General features: G+C 61.9%; 24 protein-coding genes and 3 pseudogenes. 19 read left to right on the top strand and 8 right to left on the bottom strand.

The features are described from left to right. Nucleotides 1-1,377 (top strand): hypothetical protein, encoded by a 1,377-nt coding sequence (locus tag ACVCNR_RS22455; protein WP_447076582.1) that lies wholly within the window; start codon nucleotides 1-3, stop codon nucleotides 1,375-1,377. Here the strand turns inward: ACVCNR_RS22455 and ACVCNR_RS22450 are convergent. The 6 genes and pseudogenes from ACVCNR_RS22450 to ACVCNR_RS22425 form a co-directional block, all read right to left on the bottom strand. Next, a complete protein-coding gene (locus ACVCNR_RS22450; protein WP_447076581.1) occupies nucleotides 1,321-1,872 on the bottom strand; it encodes a hypothetical protein in 552 nt (183 codons plus the stop codon). The genes ACVCNR_RS22455 and ACVCNR_RS22450 overlap by 57 nt on opposite strands. Continuing rightward, the gene (locus ACVCNR_RS22445; protein WP_447076580.1) at nucleotides 1,869-2,417 is read right to left on the bottom strand and encodes a hypothetical protein; all 549 of its coding nucleotides are present in this window, start codon (nucleotides 2,415-2,417) and stop codon (nucleotides 1,869-1,871) included. Before ACVCNR_RS22445 ends, ACVCNR_RS22450 begins: the two co-directional genes overlap by 4 nt. Continuing rightward, nucleotides 2,414-2,992: a hypothetical protein gene (locus ACVCNR_RS22440; protein WP_447076579.1), complete on the bottom strand. Its 579-nt coding sequence runs from the start codon at nucleotides 2,990-2,992 to the stop codon at nucleotides 2,414-2,416. The genes ACVCNR_RS22445 and ACVCNR_RS22440 overlap by 4 nt, the downstream gene beginning before the upstream one ends. Nucleotides 2,993-3,335: 343 nt before the next feature. Continuing rightward, nucleotides 3,336-3,749, bottom strand: a complete 414-nt coding sequence (gene arr, locus ACVCNR_RS22435) for an NAD(+)--rifampin ADP-ribosyltransferase (RefSeq protein WP_447076578.1) — start codon at nucleotides 3,747-3,749, stop codon at nucleotides 3,336-3,338. Nucleotides 3,750-4,070: 321 nt separating this feature from the next. Then, complete coding sequence (locus ACVCNR_RS22430; protein WP_447076577.1) at nucleotides 4,071-4,247, bottom strand: hypothetical protein; 177 nt, start codon at nucleotides 4,245-4,247, stop codon at nucleotides 4,071-4,073. A gap of 765 nt (nucleotides 4,248-5,012) precedes the next feature. After that, nucleotides 5,013-5,114 (bottom strand): annotated as a pseudogene (locus ACVCNR_RS22425) (plasmid stabilization protein); the annotation flags it as partial. Nucleotides 5,115-5,311: 197 nt separating this feature from the next. Here ACVCNR_RS22425 and ACVCNR_RS22420 point away from each other — a divergent pair. From ACVCNR_RS22420 to ACVCNR_RS22405, 4 genes are all read left to right on the top strand, one after another. Continuing rightward, nucleotides 5,312-7,426, top strand: coding sequence for a ParB/RepB/Spo0J family partition protein (locus ACVCNR_RS22420; protein ID WP_447076576.1), 2,115 nt, complete (start codon nucleotides 5,312-5,314; stop codon nucleotides 7,424-7,426). 73 nt (nucleotides 7,427-7,499) lie between these two features. After that, nucleotides 7,500-7,748, top strand: a complete 249-nt coding sequence (locus ACVCNR_RS22415; RefSeq protein ID WP_447076575.1) for a hypothetical protein — start codon at nucleotides 7,500-7,502, stop codon at nucleotides 7,746-7,748. Continuing rightward, the gene (locus ACVCNR_RS22410; RefSeq protein WP_447076574.1) at nucleotides 7,745-8,935 is read left to right on the top strand and encodes a DUF932 domain-containing protein; all 1,191 of its coding nucleotides are present in this window, start codon (nucleotides 7,745-7,747) and stop codon (nucleotides 8,933-8,935) included. The genes ACVCNR_RS22415 and ACVCNR_RS22410 overlap by 4 nt, the downstream gene beginning before the upstream one ends. Before the next feature lie 150 nt (nucleotides 8,936-9,085). Further along, complete coding sequence (locus ACVCNR_RS22405; protein WP_447076692.1) at nucleotides 9,086-9,367, top strand: DUF1419 domain-containing protein; 282 nt, start codon at nucleotides 9,086-9,088, stop codon at nucleotides 9,365-9,367. A 106-nt stretch (nucleotides 9,368-9,473) separates the two neighbouring features. Here the strand turns inward: ACVCNR_RS22405 and ACVCNR_RS22400 are convergent, their stop codons facing one another. Continuing rightward, nucleotides 9,474-10,664 carry a DUF1173 domain-containing protein gene (locus tag ACVCNR_RS22400; RefSeq protein WP_447076573.1) on the bottom strand — a complete coding sequence of 397 codons (1,191 nt, stop codon included), beginning with the start codon at nucleotides 10,662-10,664 and terminating at the stop codon, nucleotides 9,474-9,476. A gap of 78 nt (nucleotides 10,665-10,742) precedes the next feature. Beyond that, the gene (locus ACVCNR_RS22395) at nucleotides 10,743-11,153 is read right to left on the bottom strand and encodes a hypothetical protein (protein ID WP_447076572.1); all 411 of its coding nucleotides are present in this window, start codon (nucleotides 11,151-11,153) and stop codon (nucleotides 10,743-10,745) included. 290 nt (nucleotides 11,154-11,443) lie between these two features. On the opposite strand from ACVCNR_RS22395, the gene ACVCNR_RS22390 reads away from it, so the two are divergent. From ACVCNR_RS22390 to ACVCNR_RS22330, 14 genes and pseudogenes are all read left to right on the top strand, one after another. Further along, entirely contained in the window at nucleotides 11,444-11,710 is a 267-nt protein-coding gene (locus ACVCNR_RS22390; protein ID WP_447076571.1) for a type II toxin-antitoxin system Phd/YefM family antitoxin, read from the top strand. Then, a complete protein-coding gene (locus ACVCNR_RS22385) occupies nucleotides 11,694-11,993 on the top strand; it encodes a type II toxin-antitoxin system RelE family toxin (RefSeq protein ID WP_447076691.1) in 300 nt (99 codons plus the stop codon). Before ACVCNR_RS22390 ends, ACVCNR_RS22385 begins: the two co-directional genes overlap by 17 nt. A 272-nt stretch (nucleotides 11,994-12,265) precedes the next feature. Next, a complete protein-coding gene (locus ACVCNR_RS22380; protein ID WP_447076570.1) occupies nucleotides 12,266-12,493 on the top strand; it encodes a DUF1419 domain-containing protein in 228 nt (75 codons plus the stop codon). A 17-nt stretch (nucleotides 12,494-12,510) separates the two neighbouring features. Next, nucleotides 12,511-12,714, top strand: coding sequence for a hypothetical protein (locus tag ACVCNR_RS22375; RefSeq protein WP_447076569.1), 204 nt, complete (start codon nucleotides 12,511-12,513; stop codon nucleotides 12,712-12,714). A 2-nt stretch (nucleotides 12,715-12,716) separates the two neighbouring features. Continuing rightward, nucleotides 12,717-13,028: a hypothetical protein gene (locus tag ACVCNR_RS22370; RefSeq protein WP_447076568.1), complete on the top strand. Its 312-nt coding sequence runs from the start codon at nucleotides 12,717-12,719 to the stop codon at nucleotides 13,026-13,028. A gap of 249 nt (nucleotides 13,029-13,277) precedes the next feature. Continuing rightward, nucleotides 13,278-15,365 (top strand): annotated as a pseudogene (locus tag ACVCNR_RS22365) (strawberry notch-like NTP hydrolase domain-containing protein); the annotation flags it as partial. Between the two features lie 88 nt (nucleotides 15,366-15,453). Then, nucleotides 15,454-16,497 (top strand): DUF7146 domain-containing protein, encoded by a 1,044-nt coding sequence (locus tag ACVCNR_RS22360; protein ID WP_447076567.1) that lies wholly within the window; start codon nucleotides 15,454-15,456, stop codon nucleotides 16,495-16,497. 444 nt (nucleotides 16,498-16,941) lie between these two features. Beyond that, entirely contained in the window at nucleotides 16,942-18,195 is a 1,254-nt protein-coding gene (locus ACVCNR_RS22355) for an ATP-binding protein (RefSeq protein WP_447076566.1), read from the top strand. Between the two features lie 105 nt (nucleotides 18,196-18,300). Continuing rightward, the gene (locus ACVCNR_RS22350) at nucleotides 18,301-18,540 is read left to right on the top strand and encodes a HigA family addiction module antitoxin (RefSeq protein WP_447076565.1); all 240 of its coding nucleotides are present in this window, start codon (nucleotides 18,301-18,303) and stop codon (nucleotides 18,538-18,540) included. Between the two features lie 59 nt (nucleotides 18,541-18,599). After that, nucleotides 18,600-18,857 (top strand): hypothetical protein, encoded by a 258-nt coding sequence (locus tag ACVCNR_RS22345; RefSeq protein WP_447076564.1) that lies wholly within the window; start codon nucleotides 18,600-18,602, stop codon nucleotides 18,855-18,857. Between the two features lie 35 nt (nucleotides 18,858-18,892). Continuing rightward, nucleotides 18,893-19,303, top strand: a complete 411-nt coding sequence (locus ACVCNR_RS22340; RefSeq protein ID WP_447076563.1) for a hypothetical protein — start codon at nucleotides 18,893-18,895, stop codon at nucleotides 19,301-19,303. A 15-nt stretch (nucleotides 19,304-19,318) separates the two neighbouring features. Beyond that, nucleotides 19,319-19,402 (top strand): annotated as a pseudogene (locus ACVCNR_RS24850) (hypothetical protein); the annotation flags it as partial. A gap of 538 nt (nucleotides 19,403-19,940) precedes the next feature. Further along, on the top strand, nucleotides 19,941-20,882 hold the full coding sequence (locus ACVCNR_RS22335; protein WP_447076562.1) for a DUF2493 domain-containing protein: 942 nt from the start codon (nucleotides 19,941-19,943) through the stop codon (nucleotides 20,880-20,882). After that, entirely contained in the window at nucleotides 20,872-21,708 is an 837-nt protein-coding gene (locus tag ACVCNR_RS22330; RefSeq protein WP_447076561.1) for a hypothetical protein, read from the top strand. The genes ACVCNR_RS22335 and ACVCNR_RS22330 overlap by 11 nt, the downstream gene beginning before the upstream one ends. Nucleotides 21,709-21,793: the final 85 nt, after the last annotated feature.

Below are 21,793 nucleotides of genomic sequence, written 5' to 3'. Positions count from 1 at the left end.
ATGACCCTGCATATCATCGGCACCCATATCCAACTGAGCACAAAGCTTCTCCTGCGGTTCGGGGCGCCCCTCGGCGCCATCTGGATGGGCGGCTATCTGCTCAACATCCTCTTGCTGCGCGGCGCGGTCGAGATCGGGCTCCTCAGCCGGTTCGCGGGGCTGATCGCGCTTGCGCCGATCATTCTGCTCCAGCTCGTCGTCTTCGCCGCAATGTTCATCGTGCTGCGTGACGGGCTGCCGCTGCTGCGAAGACGCAAGGACCCGCCCTCGCCGGAAACACCGGAAGCGAAGGCATCGGAGGTCCGCGACGGTAGCGTCTTCGCCGGCGCCCTGTTGGCCGTCCTCATTCCGTTCTACGGCTATTATGCGGGATGGGGCTTTCTGTCGAACACCCTGCGCGACTATTCCAAGCTGTTCCTCGACATCCAGATGAGCCGGATCGATTTCCAGAAGCCGGACAATTTCGGGCCGACTGCGCTGGAGGTGGAGGGTTCCTTGTGGATTGCGGTGGCGGTTCTGGTCATATGGGCGCTTCGCCGAACCGCCAAGGAACTGCACAAGAAGACCGGCAGCGGTCTCTGGTCCCTGCTTGTCGTCGCCTGCGAGGCGACATGGGCGATGCTCGGCCTCTATCTGATCTCGAAATGGCAGGCCGACTTGGCGAGGTGGCTCGCGCAATTTCCTTCGCCGCAGGAGCTGTTGCGGTCGTTGATATCGGCGGCCAGGGCCGAGGTGACGAGCCCGGCCGCGCGCCCGGTGGACTGGCCCGCCGAGTTCGAGCTTTCGCAATGGTTGACTTCTTTGTTCTGGTACTCGGCCCTGCCGCTGATCTGGTTCAATCTCGGCGCCATCATCTACGGCCACGACCTGAACATGATGACGAGCGCGACAAGGCGCGTCACAGACCGCGTGTTGAACCGCTGGACCAGCCTGCCGAAGCCGCTTACCGATTTCATCGACTACTTTTGGGGCGGCGTCGTCAGGCGATGGCACGCGGTCGTCAACGGCGTGATGCTGGCCGCGTCGGCCGGCGTCGCGCTCACCGTTTCCGTCATCGTGCTGTGGCGACTGGCCGATTGGCTGGGACGGTGGGCATGGAATGGCGCCGCGCATCTCATTGGCCCGCAGGATCCGCTGGTCTGGCGGCTCGCCCAGAAGCCGCTGAACATGCTGTTCGGCATGCCGGGGCAGCCGCAAGATGGTGTCGTCATCGTCGTCGTGCAGTTCTGCATCCTCGCCGCCGGGCTGGAACTTGCCGGGCGCGCCCAGGCTCGCGCGAACGTCGCGCCGGCGTCGCAAGGCGGACAGGGCAAAGACGCTTTATTGCTCGGGCTTGATGGTGCGCACGTTCGGACTGATCTCGAAAGCAAGCGCTGACGGGCGCGTGCCGGGGCCCGAGATGTGCAGGGTTACCCGGTCGAGGGCAGCCCTTGGAAGGCGGTAAAGCTGGTCCACCGTCGTGCGCCCGGATTCGACAAGGCCCGAGAGGTTGCAGGGGCGGTTGTCCTTGTTGTCTGATGCAAGAAGCTGCACGACCCCGCTTACCGCCATATCGTATAGCGGCAACCAGATCTCGCCATTCTCGCCGCGGATGCTGGCGCGGCAATCGACCCATGCCGACGCGGTCTCGGACGATGCCTCAAGATCGAGGCGCACGAAGAGCAGGCCGCGCTCCGGCCTGCTCTCGATGACCACGGCCTGTGCTTCCGTGACCCTGACACGAAGGCCTTCCAGTTCGCCTTCAGCAGCATCGGCCCGCACCACGTTCCATTCCCTCTGGTGGGCGAAGTCCCTGAAATCGGACCAGCCCGTTACGACCAGCGTGACTGCGAACAGGGCAAACGCGATTCCGAGCCAGATGACATGCCTCATGGCTCGAGCCTCAGCAGGTCCTGCTTTTCCGGCAGGGTTGGCGGCGCGGCAAAGTGCACGGCGCTGTCCAGAATCGGATTGCCGCGCGCCAGCAGCGCCAGCGTCCCGCCGGCGATCTCGTCGTCGGGCAACTCGAACACTGCAAGCGCCGTGTCTTCCAGCCCCGGCTGGAACCAGGCGGAAGGCAGGGTGTGCGGCACGTTTTCGATACGAATCGTCTGGCTGTACTGGCGCCCCGTCGCGCCGAGCCAGATCGCCTCGATCTGTCGCGATTCCTTGTGAGCGCCTATGGAAAGCTCGGCGACGAGGAACGTCGCGGATGTGTCGCGCACCACGTCGGCGCCAAAGGCCGCATAGGAAATCGCGCCGGCAGACCTAAGCCCGACCAGCTTCGCCGTGAACAGCCGGCCCTGCCCGACGCCGTTCTCGTCGGCATGGACGCCAAAGGGCTGGAAGCTGCTGTTGTAGTCCGGCAGCGTGTTCATCATCGCCCCGAGGAACCCGGCTCCGAGAAGTGCGGCCACCAGATTGGCGAGATGCTTCATGCGCCGCCCTCCGGCCGTGCGGTCAGCACGCCCGTCGGATAGGGCATGAGCCAGCTTGCCTTGGCATAGAGATTGTCCTTGAGCTTGAACTGCTCTGCGGAAAATTCGATCGCCACCTCCTGCGCGCGCCAGTTCTCGGGCAGGTCCCAGACGATCGACACATCCTCGGCTATACGGGGATGGAGCTGCCTCAGAGGTTCCTTGTCGCGGTCGAGAATGACCTGTGGGGTGGGAAATTTCCTGCCGCCCGAGGAAAGCACAGGCAGCAGTTCAGGGAAACCGAATACCGCAACCTGGCTCTCGCCGGTCACGTTCTCCAGCCGGCCCGCGAGAACGAGCTTCCGGCTGCCCTTGGCGCCGGCCGCCGGCGAAGGCGCCGTGTTTTCGACGGTGAGCCTTCGCGGCGTGAACACCCCGCGTCCCACCTTCACGGGTTGATCGAAAGCGATACGCGGCGGCGCATCCGGAACGCGCGCTTCCTCAACCTTCATCCACCATGTCGCCGCAATGGCGGCGATGACGCCGATGGTAGCGGCGATCCGCACCCATATCTGACGGAATGCGGAACTCAGCAAGGGTCGAACCATGGCGACATAAAAGCGAAAGTCCCGCGCAGGTTCAACCCGGCTGGCGATGGCTGCAACGGACTGACGCGCAAATAACGTAAGAAGGTGCCGAAAAAGTCCCAAACCGGCGATAACTGACTTGTCCCTCACAGCAGAAATAACCGCTGACGATGACCCTCAGCTGGATCCGGTTTCGGAAGCGAGGATCGCCGATACCAATGACCGAGATGGGGTCGACACCTGCCGACTAGCTGATCACGGTTCGCGCCGTGATACCAGAACGGCTCGACCTCGTGGAAAGGGAAACAGGCCTCATGCGTCGCAGGGCGGAAGCCGTCGTTCTTCGATCATGTTAGTCGATGATGGCGGCGCCCTCCGACTTCAAGCGGGCTAGGCCGTCCTTCATCTGCTGTAGCCGTTCAGGCGGGTGCCCTTGCCACTTCGTCACTTCGGCAATGACCCGTACCGGGTCGCGAGAGCGATAGGACAGCGTTGGATTACCAGGGAACTTCTTATCCGTCAGGTTGGGATCGTCCTCGATCGGCCCGGTTGGTTCCACGACATAAATCCGTTCCCGCTCACTGCCGGCGGCCAGTTCTGCGCCCCAGATCGCAGCGTCCAGCGTGCCGGCAAAATATACCCAGGATAGCGGATTGGCTTCGGAAAAGTTGGACCGGTAGCCGACGACGATCAAGTCTCCAGGGTTCAGATCGGCCTTGGTTCCGTGGAAGAACGATTGTGAAAACACGCTGGCAATCGCTGACATTGGCTTGCCTCCTTTTGATGTCAATCGACCCGCTTTCTTGACACAAGAACCTCGGCTTGCAGCAAGTCCGGCACTCGGTGGTTGGACAATGAGAAGGGGGAGATGCGGCGACTTCTTCCTGGCCAACATCCAGCAACCCACTGAGGCGGGCCACAAGCCTGACGTTCGATCTTGATAGGCCATGAGCGGCTTCGGCGACATGGCGGACACCAGCACATCAATTGTGAGATCGCAGTCCCTGAAGCGCCAGGCTCCGCCCTTGAGGTGAAACCAACTTTACTCCCGGTGCCTGTGCGGCTGATTGTTGCGACGCCTGGAAAGTCAGGATTTTTGTGAGAAACGCTGGACGAAACGTTCTAACAAAGCGCCGCCTAGAGCAGGCAAACATCCGAACATCGCCAGTTGAGGTATCCCGGTAACATCAAATAAGTTCGAGAGGAGAATTGCTATCAGCGCGCCAACGAAGGCGCCGATGATATACGGCAAATAGCTTCTCATCCTACATCTCCCTCTTGATCGCAAAAGTCCCAAAAGCAGTGTCACCTCTGTGACTAACTGTACGCGACGGATATGGTCCATGACGACGGCCTCTGCAAATGGCTGCTTTCCAGATCATCGCTTCATGCCGCGAACGGCCGAGATTAAGGTCGGAAGCCGAACGGTTGGCTCTTGCGGGTAACTTGCATTTCGGAGCTGCAAAAGTCGATCGTGGATAGTTTTTCAGCGTCCGCCATTTTTATGGTAAGCTAAGAGATTTGCGACGATTCAAGAGCCAATGCACGCGTCATGACCTCATGATGAGCAGCTCTGTGAGAGCGTTTTTCAGGCGCGACATATCCCAAGGCAGATGCTCATCTTTGGCGACTGGCTGGGTATGCTGTTCGGGGCGGGCGTCATCCTGATCCTAGGAGGCCTCGCACTGGTCGCAGCCAACAAGCGTGCGGTTCGCCTGGCCGATACGGCAAGGAAGTCGGGGCAGAGTTAGCTTCTAACGATGCTCCCTCGCTCTCCGCACACAGAGAGCGGTTTGGCCTGCCTCCACGACAGGCCTTTTTTATGAGAGTGGAGGAACGTCACATCTGAGGGCCCGCTTCCAGCAGCTTTCACTTCCTGCCACAGACATGGTGAGCATGAAACCTGCCAGAGACTATCGCACGTGGGCACGATGCTCGAAATCGACTGTTCTCAACCTGAGGTCGCAGTGACGTGACGAGCGAAGTTGTCGAGAACATTCTGACACCGATCTTCTACGGACGGGGTTGGAATGGCGACCGGAGAGCCCTTGCCAGCGGCGACAGTTCCCATCGGGTTTCTCTTCAGTTCCAAAACGCTGGCCGTGACCTCGGAGAGGATCATATGCGGCATCGTGCTCTCCGTAAAATGAGCACCGTAAATAGCACTCGAAACAGGTCTCTTCAAAACATCCTCGGCGCGCTTCCCGCTGGTGCGCGTGCCGGGGCGGCGGTGCGTGCCGGAAAAGAGAGGGGGAGGGGGGAGGGGACGCGCGCGGCGAGCTGAGGTGTCCGGAGAGTGGCTCCGGCCGGCCGCCACGGAGAAACGACATGGCAAAGGCCATCGAGAAAATCACCCTCGATCCGTCCGAAGGCATTCCCTTCGATCTGCTTGATCTCTCTCAGGAGAACGTCCGCAACGTCAAGCTCGGCGTTTCCATCGAGGATCTCGCGGACGATATTGCGCTGCGCGGGCTCCTCATGAGCCTGAACGTTCGTCCGAAGCGCAACAAGGACGGTGAGGAAACCGGCCGCTACGAGGTTCCCGCCGGCGGCAGGCGTTACCGCGCTCTCGAATTTCTGGTCAAGCGGAAGCGAATGGCGAAGACGGAGCCGGTCCCCTGCATCGTCAAGCGCCGCGCCGTCACCTCGATCGTGGACGACTCGCTCGCCGAGAATGTCCACCGCCTTCACCTCCATCCGCTCGATCAGTATCGCGCGTTCCAGCGATTGCGTGAACAGGGTCTCAGCGAGGACGAAATCGCGGCACGCTACTTCATTTCTGTCGCGACCGTGAAGCAGAGGCTCCAACTGGCTTCGGTCTCGCCGCGCCTGCTCGAATTCTACGCGAACGACGAGATGAAGCTCGAACAGGTCAAGGCTTTCTCAATCACCAATGACCATGCCCGCCAGGAGCAGGTCTGGGATACGGTGACGAGGTCTCACAACCAGGAGCCGTACTACATTCGTCGGCTTCTCACCGAAACAGCGGTGCGCGCCACCGATCGTCGTGCAGTCTATGTCGGCGTCGAGGCCTACGAAGCGGCGGGAGGTGTCGTCCTGCGGGATTTGTTCGAGGAGGATTACTGGCTTCAGGACCCCGCCCTGCTGGAGCAGCTCGTATTCGAAAAGCTGAAGGTCGATGCCGAGACCGTAAAGGCCAAGGAGGGCTGGAAGTGGGTCCATGAGGCGATCGATTTCCCGTATGGCCACACCTGCGGGCTGCGGCGCTTCTATGGTCAGCAGGCCGAGCTCACCCAGGAAGAACTTGCGCGCTACGATGCGTTGAAGGTGGAGTATGACAAACTCGATGCCGAATATGCCGAGGCGGACGACTATTCCGAGGAAACCGAAATCCGGCTTGAGGAACTCGGCAACGAGATCGATCAGCTCAACGACCGGCCCTATGTCCTCGATCCGGAGGAGGTCGCTCGCGGCGGAGCCTTCATCTCGCTCGGTGCTGGCGGCGAGCTGAAGATCGAGCGCGGCTTCGTGCGTCCCGAGGACGAACCTGACACCGAGGGTGACGAGAGCGATGTCAACGATGGCGGCGATCCTGCATCGGATAGCGAGGGCGACTCGATCAACGGCAAGCAGGCCGATGTCGAGCAGCCGGAGGAGGATGATGACAAGATCCGTCCGCTCTCCGACCGGCTCGTTGAGGATCTGACCGCCACGCGCACCGTGGCGCTGCGAAACGCACTTGCAAGTGATCCTGCGATGGCCTGGATCGCCGCGCTGCACGTCTTCGTCCTGCAGACGTTCTATCCGTATAGTTCGGACTCGTGCCTGGAGGTTACGGTGCAGAACACGACCTTTGGGCAGACGCAAGGGCTCGGTGAGACGCCCTGGGCGAAGGAGATCGAGCAGCGCCAGGATGCATGGGGCCATGACTTGCCGAAGAACCCAGACGAACTCTGGGACTTCCTGGTCGCGCTCGATGAGGCCAGCCGGCAGGCGCTGTTTGCACATTGCGTGTCGCTGTCGCTCAACGCCATCGTTCAGACCTGGAACCGCCGGTCGGCCAAGATTGCCCATGCCGGACAGGTCGCCCGGTCGATCGGGTTCGACATGGTGGAAGCCGGTTGGACTCCGACGGTCGACAACTATCTCGGCCGTGTGACCAAAGCGCATATCCTCCAGGCGGTTCGCGAGGCGCGGGGTGAACAGTCTGCCCAGCTTATCGACCACCTGAAGAAGCAGGATATGGCCCGCGAGGCCGCCCGTCTGCTCGAAGGCAGCGGCTGGCTTCCTGAGCCGCTCCGCTCCGCGGCCGATAAGGCTCGGCTCGAGGACAGCACGGCGGAGGACGTCGATGAGGACACGATTGTGGAAGACGCCGACGTCGATCGCCCAGCATTCCTCGCCGAAGGTGCAGAGGACGAAGACGCCGTTCACGAGAATGGCGAGTGCGAGGAACGTCCTCACCTCGGCGCGGCGGAATAGCCGCCCTTCATCCTCGCAACACCAAGGCCCGGCCCTGCCGGGCCTTTCTGCATTCTCGACACGGAGAGCACGCATGTCCGCATCTCTCATTTTCGATATCGCGCCGCTCGGCTCGCTCGTGGCTTATTGCGACCGCATCGCATCACCAAAAAAGGGGCAGCTTGCGGCGGGGCAGCGCAAAGTACCGAAAAGAGGGTCCCCCGCGGCCACCCGTGTTGCGGCAGTGCGCAGGTCCAGCTGCCGCTCCTCCATCTACCTGATCAACCCGGTTGTCGCGCAAACGGCCAGCCGGGCCCTTTTCTTCCAGGAGACATCATCATGAACACCATGGTTTCCCGCCCACGGCCGGCCGGTGGCGGCTTCAAGGTCGACATCTCGCGCGGAGAGCGGATCGGGCGAGTATCGTCCGAGTGGTTCTCCCGGCCCGCCGACGATCGCTATCTTTCGCTGTCCGAACTCTATCGTACCGTCAAGTCGAGGGCCGAAAACGCACGCGCACGGACCGTTGAAAGTGCTGCAATCCGTGTCGAAGCCACCCGCGACAACGCCGAGCGTCTTGCGCTCGTCGTGCCCGGTGAGCGTCAGGCGCTAGCGCCCACGCACTGGAGCTATGGACAGCTATGTAGCCTCGTCGGTGCGCCTTCAAGTTATATGCGCCAGTTGCCCGCGCCGCTCGCCGCGATCAACCTCCAGCACGGTCTCCTCAACCACCGTGCCGAACAGGTGAAGACGCTGGAAACGGACGATGGGCGCATCGAACTACGAGCGGTGACAGGTTCCGAATACGGTCGAATCTGGGATCACGAACTCGTTTCGGCGGTGATGAATATTGCCGGAAACGGGACAGGCGACACGATCTGGAAGGTGCCCGGCGTTCTCGACTGGTCGAGCATGACCCACAATCCCTTCGTCGACATCACCAAGGACACGACCACCCTTTATGCATCGGACAGAGATGTTTTCCTGTTTCTGGTCGACGACACACACCCGATCGAAGCCGGCCGCCTTCCGAACGGTGAACCTGATCTGTATTTCCGTGGATTTTATGCCTGGAACAGCGAAGTCGGCTCGAAAACCCTCGGTATTGCAAGCTTTTACCTGCGTGCTGTGTGTTGCAACCGAAACCTTTGGGGCGTCGAAAATTTTGAGGAAATCACCATCCGGCACTCGAAATTTGCAGCCAATCGCTTCGCCCATGAGGCCGCGCCTGCACTGACCAGCTTCGCCAATTCCTCTCCCGCGTCCTTCATTGCCGGCATTCGCGCTGCGCGCGAACGCATTGTTGCACGCAACGATGAAGATCGTGAGAGCTTCTTACGCAAACGCGGGTTCACTAAGGGCGAGACAGGCAAGATCATCGAGACGGTGCTTCAGGAAGAAGGCCGGCCGCCGGAGTCGATCTTCGATTTCGTCGCCGGCATCACCGCGCATGCCCGCGGAAAGACGCACCAGGACACCCGGCTCGAGCTCGAAGGTAAGGCCCGGAAGCTGCTCGAAAGTGCGGCCTGACCGCCGATCGTCAGCCACCTTTTCAATCCGATCCATGCCGTCGCGCGGTCGAATCCGCCGGCGGCATTTTTGTACGTTGCAGAGGCGTTGCCATGTTTCATCATCGTTCCTTCTGAAAAATTCTACGCCCCCATCGCGTCGCGCTGGGTGATGTTCCCTCGTGAACCGTCACACACCCAGGCGCCATTCGACGGAGATCGCATCGGCGGCAGGATCCATACCGGTGAGTGGTTTGAGGTCGATCAGGCTTCGTTTGACGAAATGCGAAATGTCGGGCGGCCGCTTTTCCTCCGTCCCGGCACCTTTGTATTGTCTGCCTTCAATACAGACAACGTCGTGTTCCTGTTCCTCCATGACGATCATGTGTCATGCCTGCTGGTTCTTTGGCCACTGCGACTTGTCGGTCTTGGGCAGCGTCGTAATGTTGCGTAACGCGATCATGGCCAGGGAAACCGGACCTCGTTCCGATGGCCTGTCGTGCTGTGAACGTTCATCCGGCACGTCGACTAGGCTGACCGTGCGGTTTCGCACGCCAGTATCATGGCAGCCGCGGCATCTCTCCTTCCGCCACGCGCCAGACCCAGGGCTTGATCTCCGGCCTTGCCTCGATCATGTCGGCGAGCGCATGCTCATACTCCTCGCTCGCACCGGCAGGCACGATGAACATCGCAATCGGGGCCGGCTTCTGCTCGGGCAACGTCACCGACACGATCGGCTGGTCGCGTGTCAGGTTGAAACGCAATCCCTTGACGCTCTTGCGCTTGAGGCCGCTCAACCGTTCCAGCAGCCGCAATTCGTCGAGCGTCTCGAACGGAATCCAGTGCTCGTTGACGACCATCAAGGCGATTTCCTCGACCGAGGCGATGCCTGCGCTCGAAATCCCGAACGTCGCAATGACGATCAGATGGAACGCCTCGTTGGACCGCCAGAGTTCCAGTTCAGCCTCATATCGCGCGGCAAGCCGCCGCCACGCACCGTCCTCGACCATCAGCGCAAACGGCAGATGCCGGATCGCGATCTTGTGGCCTTCCCTCGCAGCGGCGAACTCCTTGATCTCACCCACCATCAGCATCAGCTTGCGCGGCCCGGATCCGTTTGTCTGAACACCTTTAAGGGCGGCGGCGCGCCGCGCGGAAATTCCGTCCTTGTCGTCTGGATGAAATACCTCGGGGACGAAAAGGATATCGCTCAACGGCCCGCCCCTTGCTGTCATTTGCGATGCCGCGTTGATGAGGCTGTTGCGGACCCTGACCCAGCCACGCTTGCCGGCCCATGTTGAACGCCATTCCGTCAACTCGCCGGCTTCCCAAAGATAATGCAGCATCGCCCGCAGTGAGAGCTTCCTGACTTCACTGTGGATGCTCGACTCCGACGGTTCAGCCGGAATGCTCGGCGCGGCACGCGGGCCTCGCTTGGTAAGGGTGAAGTCCAGCTTCAGGTCGGCTTTGCCGCTCGCGTCGATCTGAATTGCGTTGCCGATCAGGGGGCCAAGCCCCGATAGTTCATAAGGCGGTTCATAAGACGGGCAGGCCGGATCGTGATCGCGACCTGACAGCGGCATGCGCTTGACGAGATGCTGCCCGTCCAACCGTGCGATATACATCGGAACGGGTGGTTCCTTGCACATGCACAGCGGCCGAAGCCGCTGCTCGTAGGCGTGGGGCAGGGCATCTCGAAATTCGGCTGAATCCTCGTCTAGCGCCCGCTCGCCAATTCTGAACCTTCGCATCCCCAACTCCTCATCATTCCCGCCGGAGGGATACATTCCGCCGGACTTCTATCAATCAATTTTAGCACGAATACACCTTTATACTATCCGATGCAGGACAGTATAACCTTCCCGTGCGGCCAGGCCGTGAAGGGCTGGGCCGGCGGTGCCGGCGCTGGCCGGCATCATCCCGAACTTCTCGAGCGTGCGCTTTTCCTCGAGCGCAATGCACTGACCGGACGGCACAGCCGCTTCGACGAAGTCGAATTTGGGGCGACCTGGGAAGAACTGGTTCGCAACGCCGACCGCTTTCCGAGTTCCAACACCACTGTCGGGCTCGGACGCAATTTTTGCCTGGAGCCACTGGGCGAGAACGAACCACGTTATCGATGCCGATTTCCGTGTGCGGCGTAGCGCGGCCGACCGCGCACGCTTCATCGCCCGAGCGGCCGAGAGCTTCAGAACGACGACAACGCCTTCGATCGCCGTCGCTGTGGCGACGTCGCCCAAGCCTTCCTTGGCTCAAACAGCATGGCGGAGCCGGTGCTCCGCCGTCCAAACCACGATTGTCTCTTTGAAAGGACCGACCCGTGATACCCATGCCTCGCCCGGACGCCTATTCCTGATTGACGCCGCCCCATCCAAGGGGCACGTCCTTGAACTGCACAGCCTCGCCGGAGTGAAAGGTCAGTCCGCTATCGAGCTTGGCTGCACCTCAGAGAATTAAAAAACATGCTAAAATAGGCATTGAAAAACATACCAATTCAGGTACACATTTGGATCTAGAAGGAGAAGCCTCTATGCAACGTGTAGAAGCCGAGGTTGCAGTCAGCATATCCGACCTCAAACAGAGCCCCAAGCGAGTATTCGACGAGGCCGCAGGCGCGCCCATCGCGATCCTCAACCATAATCGCGTCATGGCCTACATGGTGCCGGCGAGCGTGTACGAGGCCATGATCGAAGAACTGGATGACCAGGCGCTGGTCAGGATCGCCAAGCAGCGGCAGGCCGAGGGCGGCAAGCCGGTGAAGGCTAGGATCAAGGGCGACGATATCGCGTTCGACTGAGTATGTTCTGGAGTTCGACCCGGTAGCGCGCCGGGAGTGGAAGAAACTCGGCCACGAAATCCGCCGCCAGTTCACGAAGAAGCTCTCCGAGCGGCTCCAGCACCCCCGTGTGCAAGGCGACGCCCTGCATGGCATGCCCGATCATTACAAGATCAAGCTGCGATCCGCCGGATACCGGATGATCTACCGTGTCGACGACGGAACGGTCACGGTGATGGTGATCGCGGTCGGCAAGCGCGAGCCGCTGGAGGTCTACGACAAGGCCGCAAAGCGGCAACAATAGCGCCCGACCAGCGCCAGGCGGTGACAGCGGACAACAAAAAGCCGCGGAATGCAAGGGGCGCCGGAGTTTCGTCGTCAGTCTCGGAGTCAGATCGATCGCTCCCCGCCGCAGTTCTGCCAGCCCCGACTGGAACGCCACCACTGGGATCGGGCCAGCCAGCGACGGATGTGCGATGAACGGCGCATGGGGCGTCTCGCCGTGCATGTGATAGCGTAGGGTCATCGCTTCGGACACGGCCGCCGAGTTCAACCCCGCGCCGCGCGGACGAGGCGTTGAATGCGCCGCCCCCGCTCTTCATGCGCAGCGGCATGTTCGCCATGACCGAGTTCAAGGGAACGGACGTGACAAGCGTTTACTTCGCAATTCCCATTCGTGCGCGTCAACGCTGGTTCCACGGTTACTGCCAACTCACCGACCGACACAATCCAGAGAAAATGTGCGCTCCGATCATAGCGCATGAAACCTACGCAATGGACAGCATGACACGGGAGGAAAGCTGAAGCTCATCTGGAGCCGCATGCCCGACAACTACAAGGGGCACGCCGGTTCGCTCAACCCGTTGGCATGGCCGGCGGAGCATCGAGGCAAGCGCACCCTTCTCATCCATGGCGGGGGGGGTGCCGGCAACATCCCCACCCTGCTCGAGGATGTTGCCGATAAGCAGATCGAAGCGCTCCTGGGCGATTATCATCCACCCCTTCGCGGCCACGGGAGCGGTTGAAAATGCAAATCAGGCGCAAACCCCGACCAAGCGAAAAGCAGCTGCATCTCGCCCATTCCCTTTATTCGGCCAGTCTCGGCGCACACGATCCGGGCCGGTATCGGTCGACGCCCGAAGGCGCCCCCGATGTTGCGGCGCTGGTCCGCCCCGGCATGGCAGTGCGTACCTCTTACGCCACCGGCGGGATCGTCATCGAAGTCGCCGGCCTATATGTGCATGTCGCACATGATGGCAAGGAATACCCGCACTTCACCATCGTCTATGTGTCAGCCGATCGCTATGGCGGCACCGCGATCTTGATCGCCACTGGATAAACGAATGCGTCGTCGTCGGCGGCCGCAACCTGATGCTTCTCGCAGCCAGTCCCGATGAGGTGTTCATCGAGGGTTCGTGAAACAAGCGATCGTGTGGCGGCGCTTTTCAAGCGAAACGTCATCAGTTCTGACGTTGTGAACCCGCGGACATCGCCGCAGAGGAAGAGAGGGGGCCGGGAAGGGTTGGCCCGGCGGGGTTGGAGAGCGCCCGGGCGGGCCGTCCCTTTCCCGCTCTCGACAGGATTCTCCATGAACGTTATCCTTTCCCCGGCCGCAAATGCGGCCGCCGTTCCCCTCGTGTCGCCCGATCGTGCCATCCAGATTCTTGAGGCCGCAAGAGCGCTCGCCCCTCTACTCGCACGAGGCGCTGCGATCGGCGTGACCGATCTCCGCGCCGTCATGTCCAATGCCTTCGGCGGAAGCGACGCCGCAGGTTTCTGGACATGGAAAGATGCCTACGAGACGACCGAAGCCGCGCAGATCCTGTTCCTGCGCAAGTTCGGACCAGCGATCATGACCCGCGCCGACGGCCAGCACGCTGCGCTCGCCATGCTGGAAAAGATCGCGTCCCTGATGCCGACCCATACGCGCCGCTCGGAGGAGAGCCAGGCGCTGCAGCAACTCTCAACACCGATGCCGCTCGCCTACGTCGCGACCCGCGCCGCTGGCATCCTTCCCGACGATATCGTCCTCGAACCGTCCGCTGGCACCGGCCTGCTCGCCATCTTCGGCGAGCTTGCCCGTGCGCGCCTTTCCCTCAACGAATACGCGCCGGTCCGCCATTCGCTACTCGGGCAGCTCTTCCCCAGCGCGGCCGTGACGCGGCACGACGCGGTCCATATCGACGATTACCTCGATCGCGCAGTCTGCCCGACCCTCGTCGTGATGAACCCCCCGTTCTCGGCGGGGGTACATGTCGAAGGTGTCGTCGCAGACGCCGCGTGGCGTCATCTGTCGGCCGCGTTTGCACGGCTTCAGCCAGGCGGCCGTCTGGTCGCGATCACAAGTTTCAGCCTTTCCCCCGACAATCCCAAATGGCGTTCGGCGTTCGTGCGCTTGCAGGAAAATGGCACGGCCCTGTTCAGTGCCGGGATCGCCGGCAGCGTCTATGCCCGTCATGGCACCACGGTGGAAACGCGCCTGACGGTCATCGACAAGATCGCGGCCGCCGATCCGAAGCAGCTGATCACGTCGAAGGGTGTCGCGCCAGACCTGCAAACGCTTCTCGGCTGGGTGGCAGATCTTCCGCCCCGTTCGCCGGCGACGGCGTCCAACTCCATCGGCGCCCTGTCGAACGGCATCCTGCGCGAAGTCGCCGCGAAGATGGCTGCACGCAAGGCCGTCGGCGCGATGCGCCCGACGGCGATCGCCGGTCGAGCCGCGCGCCCTATGCCATCGCGTGCGGCTGCTCGCCCCTCTACATCCGTCGATGACGAGATCGTCGAGCTTTCCTACGAGCTGCGCGATGCAGCGTCGAAGTCCAATAGCGGCGCGGCCGACGGCATCTACGAGCCATACCGGCTGCAATCGATCCACATCCCCGACACCAAATCCCATCCCGACAAGCTGGTCGAATCGATCACAATGGCCTCGGTCGCGCCGCCAAAGCCCACCTATCGCCCCCATCTGCCCAAACGCGTCATCACCAGCGGCGACCTGTCCGATGCCCAGCTTGAGAGCGTCATCTATGCCGGTGAGGCCCATTCCGGATACCTCGCCGGTCACTGGACGGTCGATTCCTCCTTTGACAATCTGAACGCTGTCCCGCCCGACACCGACAACGCCGTGCGCTTTCGGCGCGGCTGGTTCCTCGGCGACGGGACCGGCGCGGGCAAGGGGCGGCAAGCTGCCGGGATCATCCTCGACAACTGGCTGAAGGGGCGGCGGCGCCATGTTTGGATTTCCAAGTCCGATAAGCTGATCGAGGATGCCCAGCGCGACTGGAGCGCGCTCGGCCAGGAAAAGCTCCTTGTCACTCCGCTGTCGCGCTTCCGGCAAGGCAAGCCCATCACGCTCAGGGAAGGCATCCTCTTCACCACCTTCGCGACGCTGCGCACCGACGAGCGGGAAGGCAAGCGCTCGCGTGTTCAACAGATTGTCGACTGGCTCTGCCAGGACGATGACGATCACGGCGTGATCGACGAAGCGAGACTATTCGATGGCGTCATCATTTTCGACGAAGGCCACGCCATGGCCAACGCCGCCGGCGGCAAAACCGACCGCGGTGACAAGGCGGCGTCGCAACAGGGCAGGGCGGGTCTGCGCCTGCAGCGCGCGCTGCCCGACGCCCGCGTCGTCTATGTCTACGCAACCGGAGCCTCCGAAGTCGAGTCCCTTGACCGCTGAGAGCCCGGCGATCCTGTCGAAGCTGATGCAACGGCATCGCCTGATCGATGTCGTCAGCCGGTAACCGTGGAGAACGACCATGTTGTCTGCGTCGGAGCTGGCGGACCGTCTTGCCGAGGATGCTGAGGCGGTTTGCCGTCATTATCTTTCCGCCGGCCGAAAGGCCGGCAATTACTGGATTGTCGGCGATGTCCTCAACACCAAGGGGCGGTCGCTCTATGTGCATCTGGCGGGCCCGCGCAAAGGTCGGTGGGCGGATGCGGCGACCGGCCAGTATGGCGACCTGCTCGATCTCGTACGCGAGACCTGCGGGCTGATCCACTTCCGCGACGTTGCCGACGAGGCGCGGCGGTTTCTGAACGAGCCGAGGCTCGAACCGGCGTCGCCCCTGCGGGACGATCGATCGGCCAGCCGACCGCCCACAGAGCGGTCGCGGCGGCTTGTGCGCATGACGCAGCCGCTCGCCGGCACGCTCGCGGACCGGTATCTGCGCCAGCGCGGGATTCCGGACGCGTCCCTTCACCCGGTGCTGCGGTTCCATCCATCCTGCTACTATCGCGATCTCGCGACCGGCCGCAGGACGTCTTTCCCGGCCCTGATTGCCGCCGTCACCGATCCTTCCGGCGCAATCACCGGCGTGCACCGGACATGGCTGGATCCGGGCGGGAACGGCAAGGCGAAGGTCGAGGATCCCCGTCGTGCACTGGGCGGGCTGCTTGGCAATGCTGTGCGCTTTCGCTTTCCCGTCAATGTTTCCATCCCGGTTATGGCCGCCGGCGAGGGGCTCGAAAGCATCCTGTCGCTCTCGCATGTCATCCCCGGCATGCCGATGGTCGCGGCGCTCACGGCCAATCATCTCGCCGCCTTCCGGCTCCCTGCTGGATGCCGGCGCGTCTACATTGCCGCCGACGCCGATGCCGCGGGCCGGCACGGCATCGAGGGTTTGAGCCGGCGCGCGCAGGCGCTGGGCATCCTGCCGCTCGTGCTCTCCCCTGAGCTTGGTGACTTTAACGAAGACCTGCGCCGGCTCGGTCCGACCCGACTGGCCCGGCATCTTCGGGATCAGCTCGCCCCCCAAGACGCGGATCTTGGTATCTGGAAAGAGCGATTGACCGCCAGTTAGCGTTCGCCGCGTTTTCCCTGCTGTGGGGGCGATCACTCCGGCTGCATTTTCGGCCTGTGGAGCAGGGAAGTGGCTGCGGCTATGGCTCCCTGGACCGCAACCAGGTGGAACGGATGCTTCGCGACGTGCTGGACGCCGCCGACTGCGCCGTGCTCAGAAGAACCCCGAAATCCCATGACGGCGTAGCCCAACCGCTTGCATGCTTGCTGAAACGTCCTTCTGCCACAGAAGGCTATTCATTCGACCTTTCCGGAGGATTCGAGGCAGCTCTTAGGAGAACGGACGGTCTGAAGCTCCGGAAGAACGCTCTGCTGGGCCCGGTCCCGCTGAACCAGCATCTTAGGCAGTTCGCCCCGTGGCATGCATCCGGGGCTTGCGCAAGTGATTTCGAAATGGACGGATTTATGCTTTAATCTGGACGGAAACTCCGTTAAAGATGGCCGTATGACTTCTTCAGAATCGTCGCGTCAAATAATAACCCGCAAGGTTCGGCCGCTTGTCGAAACAGCACTCACTGACACGCGGGTTGTCCTGATCACTGGTCCGCGACAGGCAGGCAAGACGACCCTTGCCAAACAATTTGCCCGTAACGGGAGGCCGTATATCACACTTGATGATGCGGGTGCGCTGAACTCCGCCCGCTCGGACCCGGTCGGTTTCATCAGAGGGCTCCAGGGAGCTGTCATTGACGAAGTCCAGCGAGTACCGGAGCTTATGTTGTCGATCAAAGAGAGTGTGGATCGAGATGACACACCGGGCAGGTTCTTGCTGACCGGGTCTGCCAACATCGCAACCATTCCCGCGATTGCCGACTCCCTTGCTGGCCGTATGGCTACCATCTCTCTGCTCCCGTTCGCTCAGTCGGAAATCCGCTCCACTCCCGGCCGTCTGATCGAGCGTCTCTTTGCTGGCGAAGACGTCATAGCGGATGAGAAGCCTGTTCTCGGCGATGAGTTGATCGCACTTGTCCTGCGGGGCGGTTATCCGGAGGCTCTGCGCAGGGCGACGCCCGCCCGCCGTTCCGCGTGGCTTGAGGATTATGTCGCCCAGATTCTTGATCGCGACGTTCGCGACATCGCAAATATCGAACAATTCGACCGGTTGCCCCGGTTATTGGAGGTGCTCGCCGAGCATTCAGGACAATTGATCAACCATTCAAGCTTCGGTGCGGCTCTCGGTTTTTCGAATGTCACCGCCCAGAAGTACGTTTCGATCCTTGAGCGGCTGTTTCTGATCAGAACGTTGGCGCCGTGGTCGAACAATCGGCTGAAGCGGCTGATCAAGACGCCGAAACTGCACTTTCTGGATAGCGGCCTCCTCTCGGTGTTGCGAGAGGACGAGGAGGAGGCGTTGAGGATGGATCGTTCACGATTTGGGCCCGTGCTTGAAAGCTTCGTCTTCTCGGAGCTGCTGAAACTGGCATCCTGGGCAGAGCGACGAGTATCATTCTCGCACTACCGGACCAAAGACCAGGATGAGGTCGACATTGTAATCGAGGATAGACGCGGTCGGATCATAGGCATCGAGGTGAAAGCTTCTGCAACGGTACGGCGGCAAGACTTTCGGGGGCTGCGCCAGCTACAGGAAGCCACAGGTGATCGCTTCGTGCGCGGCTTGGTCCTGCACGACCATGACCGGGTTACGCCATTCGGCGAGAAATTGCAGGCGGCACCCTTCTCTGTCCTGTGGTCGATGTAAGTCGCATAATTTAGTTTATGGATATAAGTTATTGATATTATTAGCTGTTGTGCGCTTTATCGAGAGACTGCACGTGATTGAACGCGAAAGAACGGACCAAAACGAGTGGCGCCGCAGGGTATCAATGTGAAGGCGCTCGCCGAGCATCTCCACGTCTCCCGCCAGAACCTGAGCAATGTTGTGAACGGCCACACGGCGCTGTTGGTGGAAATGGCGATCCGTTTTGAGAAAGCCTTCGGATTGCAGGCGGCAACGCTCCTGCGGATGCAGGGTGCTTATGACCTCGCGCAGGTCAGAGCCCATGAGCGCGATATCAAAGTCGCACCATTACCTGCGGCGGCTTGAAGGGATTTCGGGCAGATAATCGGGAGAGGCCGACACTGGCTTACAGGGGTATTGAAGGGATGTTGAAAACGGATACGCGTCAGGCCAATTGGCGTCGTTCCAATCCGGGCAAATATGATGCTTATCTCGCTGTGCAGCGAGCCCTGAAGGCCGGCGAGCTGAAAAAACAAACGTGCGAGGTCTGTGGGACCGAACCGGTCGATGCCCATCACGATCGATACGATGAGCCTCTGAAGGTGAGATGGTTATGCCGCCGGCATCACACCAGGCTTCACCACTACGGAGAAGACATGTTTCCGATCAGGAGCGCGTTTTAGACGCACTCGAGCCCTTGAGATTTTCCCACGGCAGGATGAAGGCCGAACAACACCATTTCCAGCAGGAGCCGTTTGGCGAGGTCGAACCGATCCCATATCGCGCGCGCTTCTCCCTCGAGGAGTTCCAGCGGATCACCGAGTGCCTGACGCCCGGCACCATGGAGGACAAGTGGTTTGTCTACTTCCGCGAGCCATCTCTTTGCCTGCACCGGAGCTGGACCGGGAAGGCTATCTACCGCGTTGATTTCGATGTGAATCTGAACGGCGCGACCGTCCGGGAGGTCGCCTGCGCCAGCGATGTACTGGCCGCCAGAGACGCCGACTACGAGGCGAGAGTGCTTGGATTCCTGATCGCCAATCTTCTTGCTGAAGCGAAGTGTCGAACCATCTCAGCCTGGCGACCAGCGTATTCTGCGCGGTCGTTCGCAGGCTCCGCGCACACCTAAGAATCCCCATACAGCGTTGAGGATTACCTCAGCACGCTGACCCAGCAGGGGCTTGTCGTCACGGCCGCCGAACTTGCGGCATTCTCGGCGGTTCTTTGAGGCAGACCGCTGGCCCTGTCTGTTAGCTTCGCCTCGATCCACCCTGTTTGCCCCAGCCATCGCGCCCGCAAGTCCGCTCCTCTTCGTCAGCCGTACCACAGAAACCGCCGCCGGCCTGGCACTGCAAAATTGAGCCGCTACGCACCAGTGGTCGGCCACCTTCAGCCACTCCCCTTTTTCCACCCCGGCAGTGACAATGCAGGTCCGCGCCAGGCTGGTCCGGCTAGCCAGTGAGACCGGGAGCGGCCTTCAAGATACGAAACTGATCTGCCCAGGAGATGCGGTCCGCAGGGGAAGTCGGGGCGGGACAGGTGGGGCGGGAAAGGGGGCGGTTCCTGCTGGCCGCTGTTCCGGCTGGGCGCGCGCCCGCTGGCCTGCTGAGGTGGCGATCCTTACCGCGTGGCGGCCGGGCCTTCAACGGGCGAGCCGTCCGGCGGAGCGGCCGCGGCGCAAGCGCCGCGGTTCCGGCCCGTCCGCCACGCGGTGGGGATCGCCGTCAGGCCGCGAAGGGCGCGGCCCCAACAAGACGGAGACCATCATGAACCTCACCCTTCCCTTCGCCGATGCCTTCGAGCCCCACCAAGCGTCGTCCCCGACGGACAGCGTCATCTACGAAATGCAGATGTACGGCCATCGCCCCTTTCAGGACGAACCGGACCCGCGGCCGTTGCCCGAGGAACTGGCCATCCAGTCATCGCTGACCGCCATCTTCGACGCCCTGTTCGAGATGCTCGGCGACACACGGCTGGAGCCGGATCTCGAAGATCTGCTCTGGTCGACGGTCAACCTCTTCCACCGCGCCGGCGAACGCATCCAGCGCGAGTTGCAGCGTAACGAGGATGCCCAGCGCGCCGGCCAGCGTGATCAGGACGGCTCAGAGGTCAAGAGCGTCGAGCTGGAGCGCCTCATCGCCGAGGGCATCACGCTTCTGGAGCGCCGCAATGCCTTCGAGTTCATGCGCGACCACGCGGCCGACCTCTTCGAGGCGCAGACCGGATCGGCATGGCGCCCGCGCACCGGCTCGAAAGTCAGCCACGCCAACATGACGGCGGCGATGATCGACTCTAGAGACTTCCTCTCGGCCCGCCGCCGCGCCGAGACCGAGATCATGATCCCGGCCGGAACCAAGATCGCCTTCGGCGGCGGCATCGACTATAACGATCACGAGGCGATCTGGAATGCGCTCGACCGCGCGCGGACCAAATTCCCCGACATCGTCCTGCTGCACGGCGGCTCACCGAAAGGCGCCGAGCGCATCGCGGCCTGCTGGGCCGAGGCGCGCGAGGTGACGCAGATCGCCTTCAAGCCGAACTGGACGAAGCACGCCAAGGCAGCCCCGTTCCGGCGCAACGACGAACTGCTCTCCGTGATGCCGAGCGGCGTCATCATCTTCCCGGGCTCCGGCATCACCGGCAACCTCGCCGACAAGGCCCGCCGCTTCGGCATCCCGGTCTGGCGGTTCGGAGGAGATGGCGCATGAGCGCCGTTTTCCTCCTTTCACGTACAGCGATCGGCTTGCCATGATGGTGACGTTCCCGTTCGGCTGCAGGCTCGGCGCACACACGCCCCGTGCCCTGCCGCTTTCCGACCACATCACGAAAGCGGAAGATTTCAAGGTTGGTGCCTCTTCCACGGCTGGCAGGCCCGGTCGCGGCGGAAGGCCGCTGGCTGAGCCGGCAAAGCCGGCGCAGCTCTCAGCAACGATCGTGCGCGCGGAGGGAGAGAGGGTGGCGGGAAGCGGGCAGGACCGTTGGAGAGAAAGGAGAGTTACCGTGGCGATGATATTCATCGGAGGATCACGCGACATATTCGAACTGCCCGAGCCCGCCGTCGAGCGCATTGGCGCGATCGTTGCAGCTGAGCACGGCGTTTTCATCGGCGACGCGCCTGGAGCCGATGCCGAAGCGCAAAGCGTGCTCGCTGGTTACGGATACGAACATGTCGGCGTGTTCCATTCGGGCAAGGAACCTCGCAACAATCTCGGCGACTGGGCCGCGTACCACATCCCGCCGCCACCCGGCGCGCAAGGCTTCGCGGCTCATGCCGAGAAGGACCGGGAGATGGCCCGGCGCGCCGACTTTGGCCTGATGATCTGGGACGGCGCATCCCCGGGAACAGCTCTCAACATGCTGCGTCTCGCGATCATCGCCTCGCCCTGTGTCGTCTATGACATGGCGCGAGGGGTTGTACGGACGATCTGTAACACGGCCGACTGGCGCGCGATGCTGCACGATGCGGGACCGCAGGTCAGCCAGCAGGTCGCGGCGCGCATGACTCTCGATGAACGCAACGCGCTGAGGCAGTAAGGACCTCGACGCGCACGCGGCGGCGCTTCCGATTGGCCGCATGTTTGGCAATCGCAGCGCCAGCGTCGTCACTCAGCGTGATGCG

It is taken from the genome of Aquamicrobium terrae (assembly GCF_052978165.1).
This window is presented reverse-complemented; position numbering and strand designations above follow the sequence as displayed.

Excerpts from the sequence above, each read along its gene's own strand:
- ACVCNR_RS22455 (WP_447076582.1), top strand. The coding sequence starts at position 1 with ATGACCCTGCATATCATCGGCACCCATATCCAACTGAGCACAAAGCTT.
- ACVCNR_RS22450 (WP_447076581.1), bottom strand. The coding sequence starts at position 1,872 with ATGAGGCATGTCATCTGGCTCGGAATCGCGTTTGCCCTGTTCGCAGTC.
- ACVCNR_RS22445 (WP_447076580.1), bottom strand. The coding sequence starts at position 2,417 with ATGAAGCATCTCGCCAATCTGGTGGCCGCACTTCTCGGAGCCGGGTTC.
- arr (WP_447076578.1), bottom strand. The coding sequence starts at position 3,749 with ATGTCAGCGATTGCCAGCGTGTTTTCACAATCGTTCTTCCACGGAACC.
- ACVCNR_RS22430 (WP_447076577.1), bottom strand. The coding sequence starts at position 4,247 with ATGAGAAGCTATTTGCCGTATATCATCGGCGCCTTCGTTGGCGCGCTG.
- ACVCNR_RS22420 (WP_447076576.1), top strand. The coding sequence starts at position 5,312 with ATGGCAAAGGCCATCGAGAAAATCACCCTCGATCCGTCCGAAGGCATT.
- ACVCNR_RS22415 (WP_447076575.1), top strand. The coding sequence starts at position 7,500 with ATGTCCGCATCTCTCATTTTCGATATCGCGCCGCTCGGCTCGCTCGTG.
- ACVCNR_RS22410 (WP_447076574.1), top strand. The coding sequence starts at position 7,745 with ATGAACACCATGGTTTCCCGCCCACGGCCGGCCGGTGGCGGCTTCAAG.
- ACVCNR_RS22405 (WP_447076692.1), top strand. The coding sequence starts at position 9,086 with ATGTTCCCTCGTGAACCGTCACACACCCAGGCGCCATTCGACGGAGAT.
- ACVCNR_RS22400 (WP_447076573.1), bottom strand. The coding sequence starts at position 10,664 with ATGCGAAGGTTCAGAATTGGCGAGCGGGCGCTAGACGAGGATTCAGCC.
- ACVCNR_RS22390 (WP_447076571.1), top strand. The coding sequence starts at position 11,444 with ATGCAACGTGTAGAAGCCGAGGTTGCAGTCAGCATATCCGACCTCAAA.
- ACVCNR_RS22375 (WP_447076569.1), top strand. The coding sequence starts at position 12,511 with ATGCCCGACAACTACAAGGGGCACGCCGGTTCGCTCAACCCGTTGGCA.
- ACVCNR_RS22370 (WP_447076568.1), top strand. The coding sequence starts at position 12,717 with ATGCAAATCAGGCGCAAACCCCGACCAAGCGAAAAGCAGCTGCATCTC.
- ACVCNR_RS22360 (WP_447076567.1), top strand. The coding sequence starts at position 15,454 with ATGTTGTCTGCGTCGGAGCTGGCGGACCGTCTTGCCGAGGATGCTGAG.
- ACVCNR_RS22355 (WP_447076566.1), top strand. The coding sequence starts at position 16,942 with ATGACTTCTTCAGAATCGTCGCGTCAAATAATAACCCGCAAGGTTCGG.
- ACVCNR_RS22345 (WP_447076564.1), top strand. The coding sequence starts at position 18,600 with ATGTTGAAAACGGATACGCGTCAGGCCAATTGGCGTCGTTCCAATCCG.
- ACVCNR_RS22340 (WP_447076563.1), top strand. The coding sequence starts at position 18,893 with ATGAAGGCCGAACAACACCATTTCCAGCAGGAGCCGTTTGGCGAGGTC.
- ACVCNR_RS22335 (WP_447076562.1), top strand. The coding sequence starts at position 19,941 with ATGAACCTCACCCTTCCCTTCGCCGATGCCTTCGAGCCCCACCAAGCG.
- ACVCNR_RS22330 (WP_447076561.1), top strand. The coding sequence starts at position 20,872 with ATGGCGCATGAGCGCCGTTTTCCTCCTTTCACGTACAGCGATCGGCTT.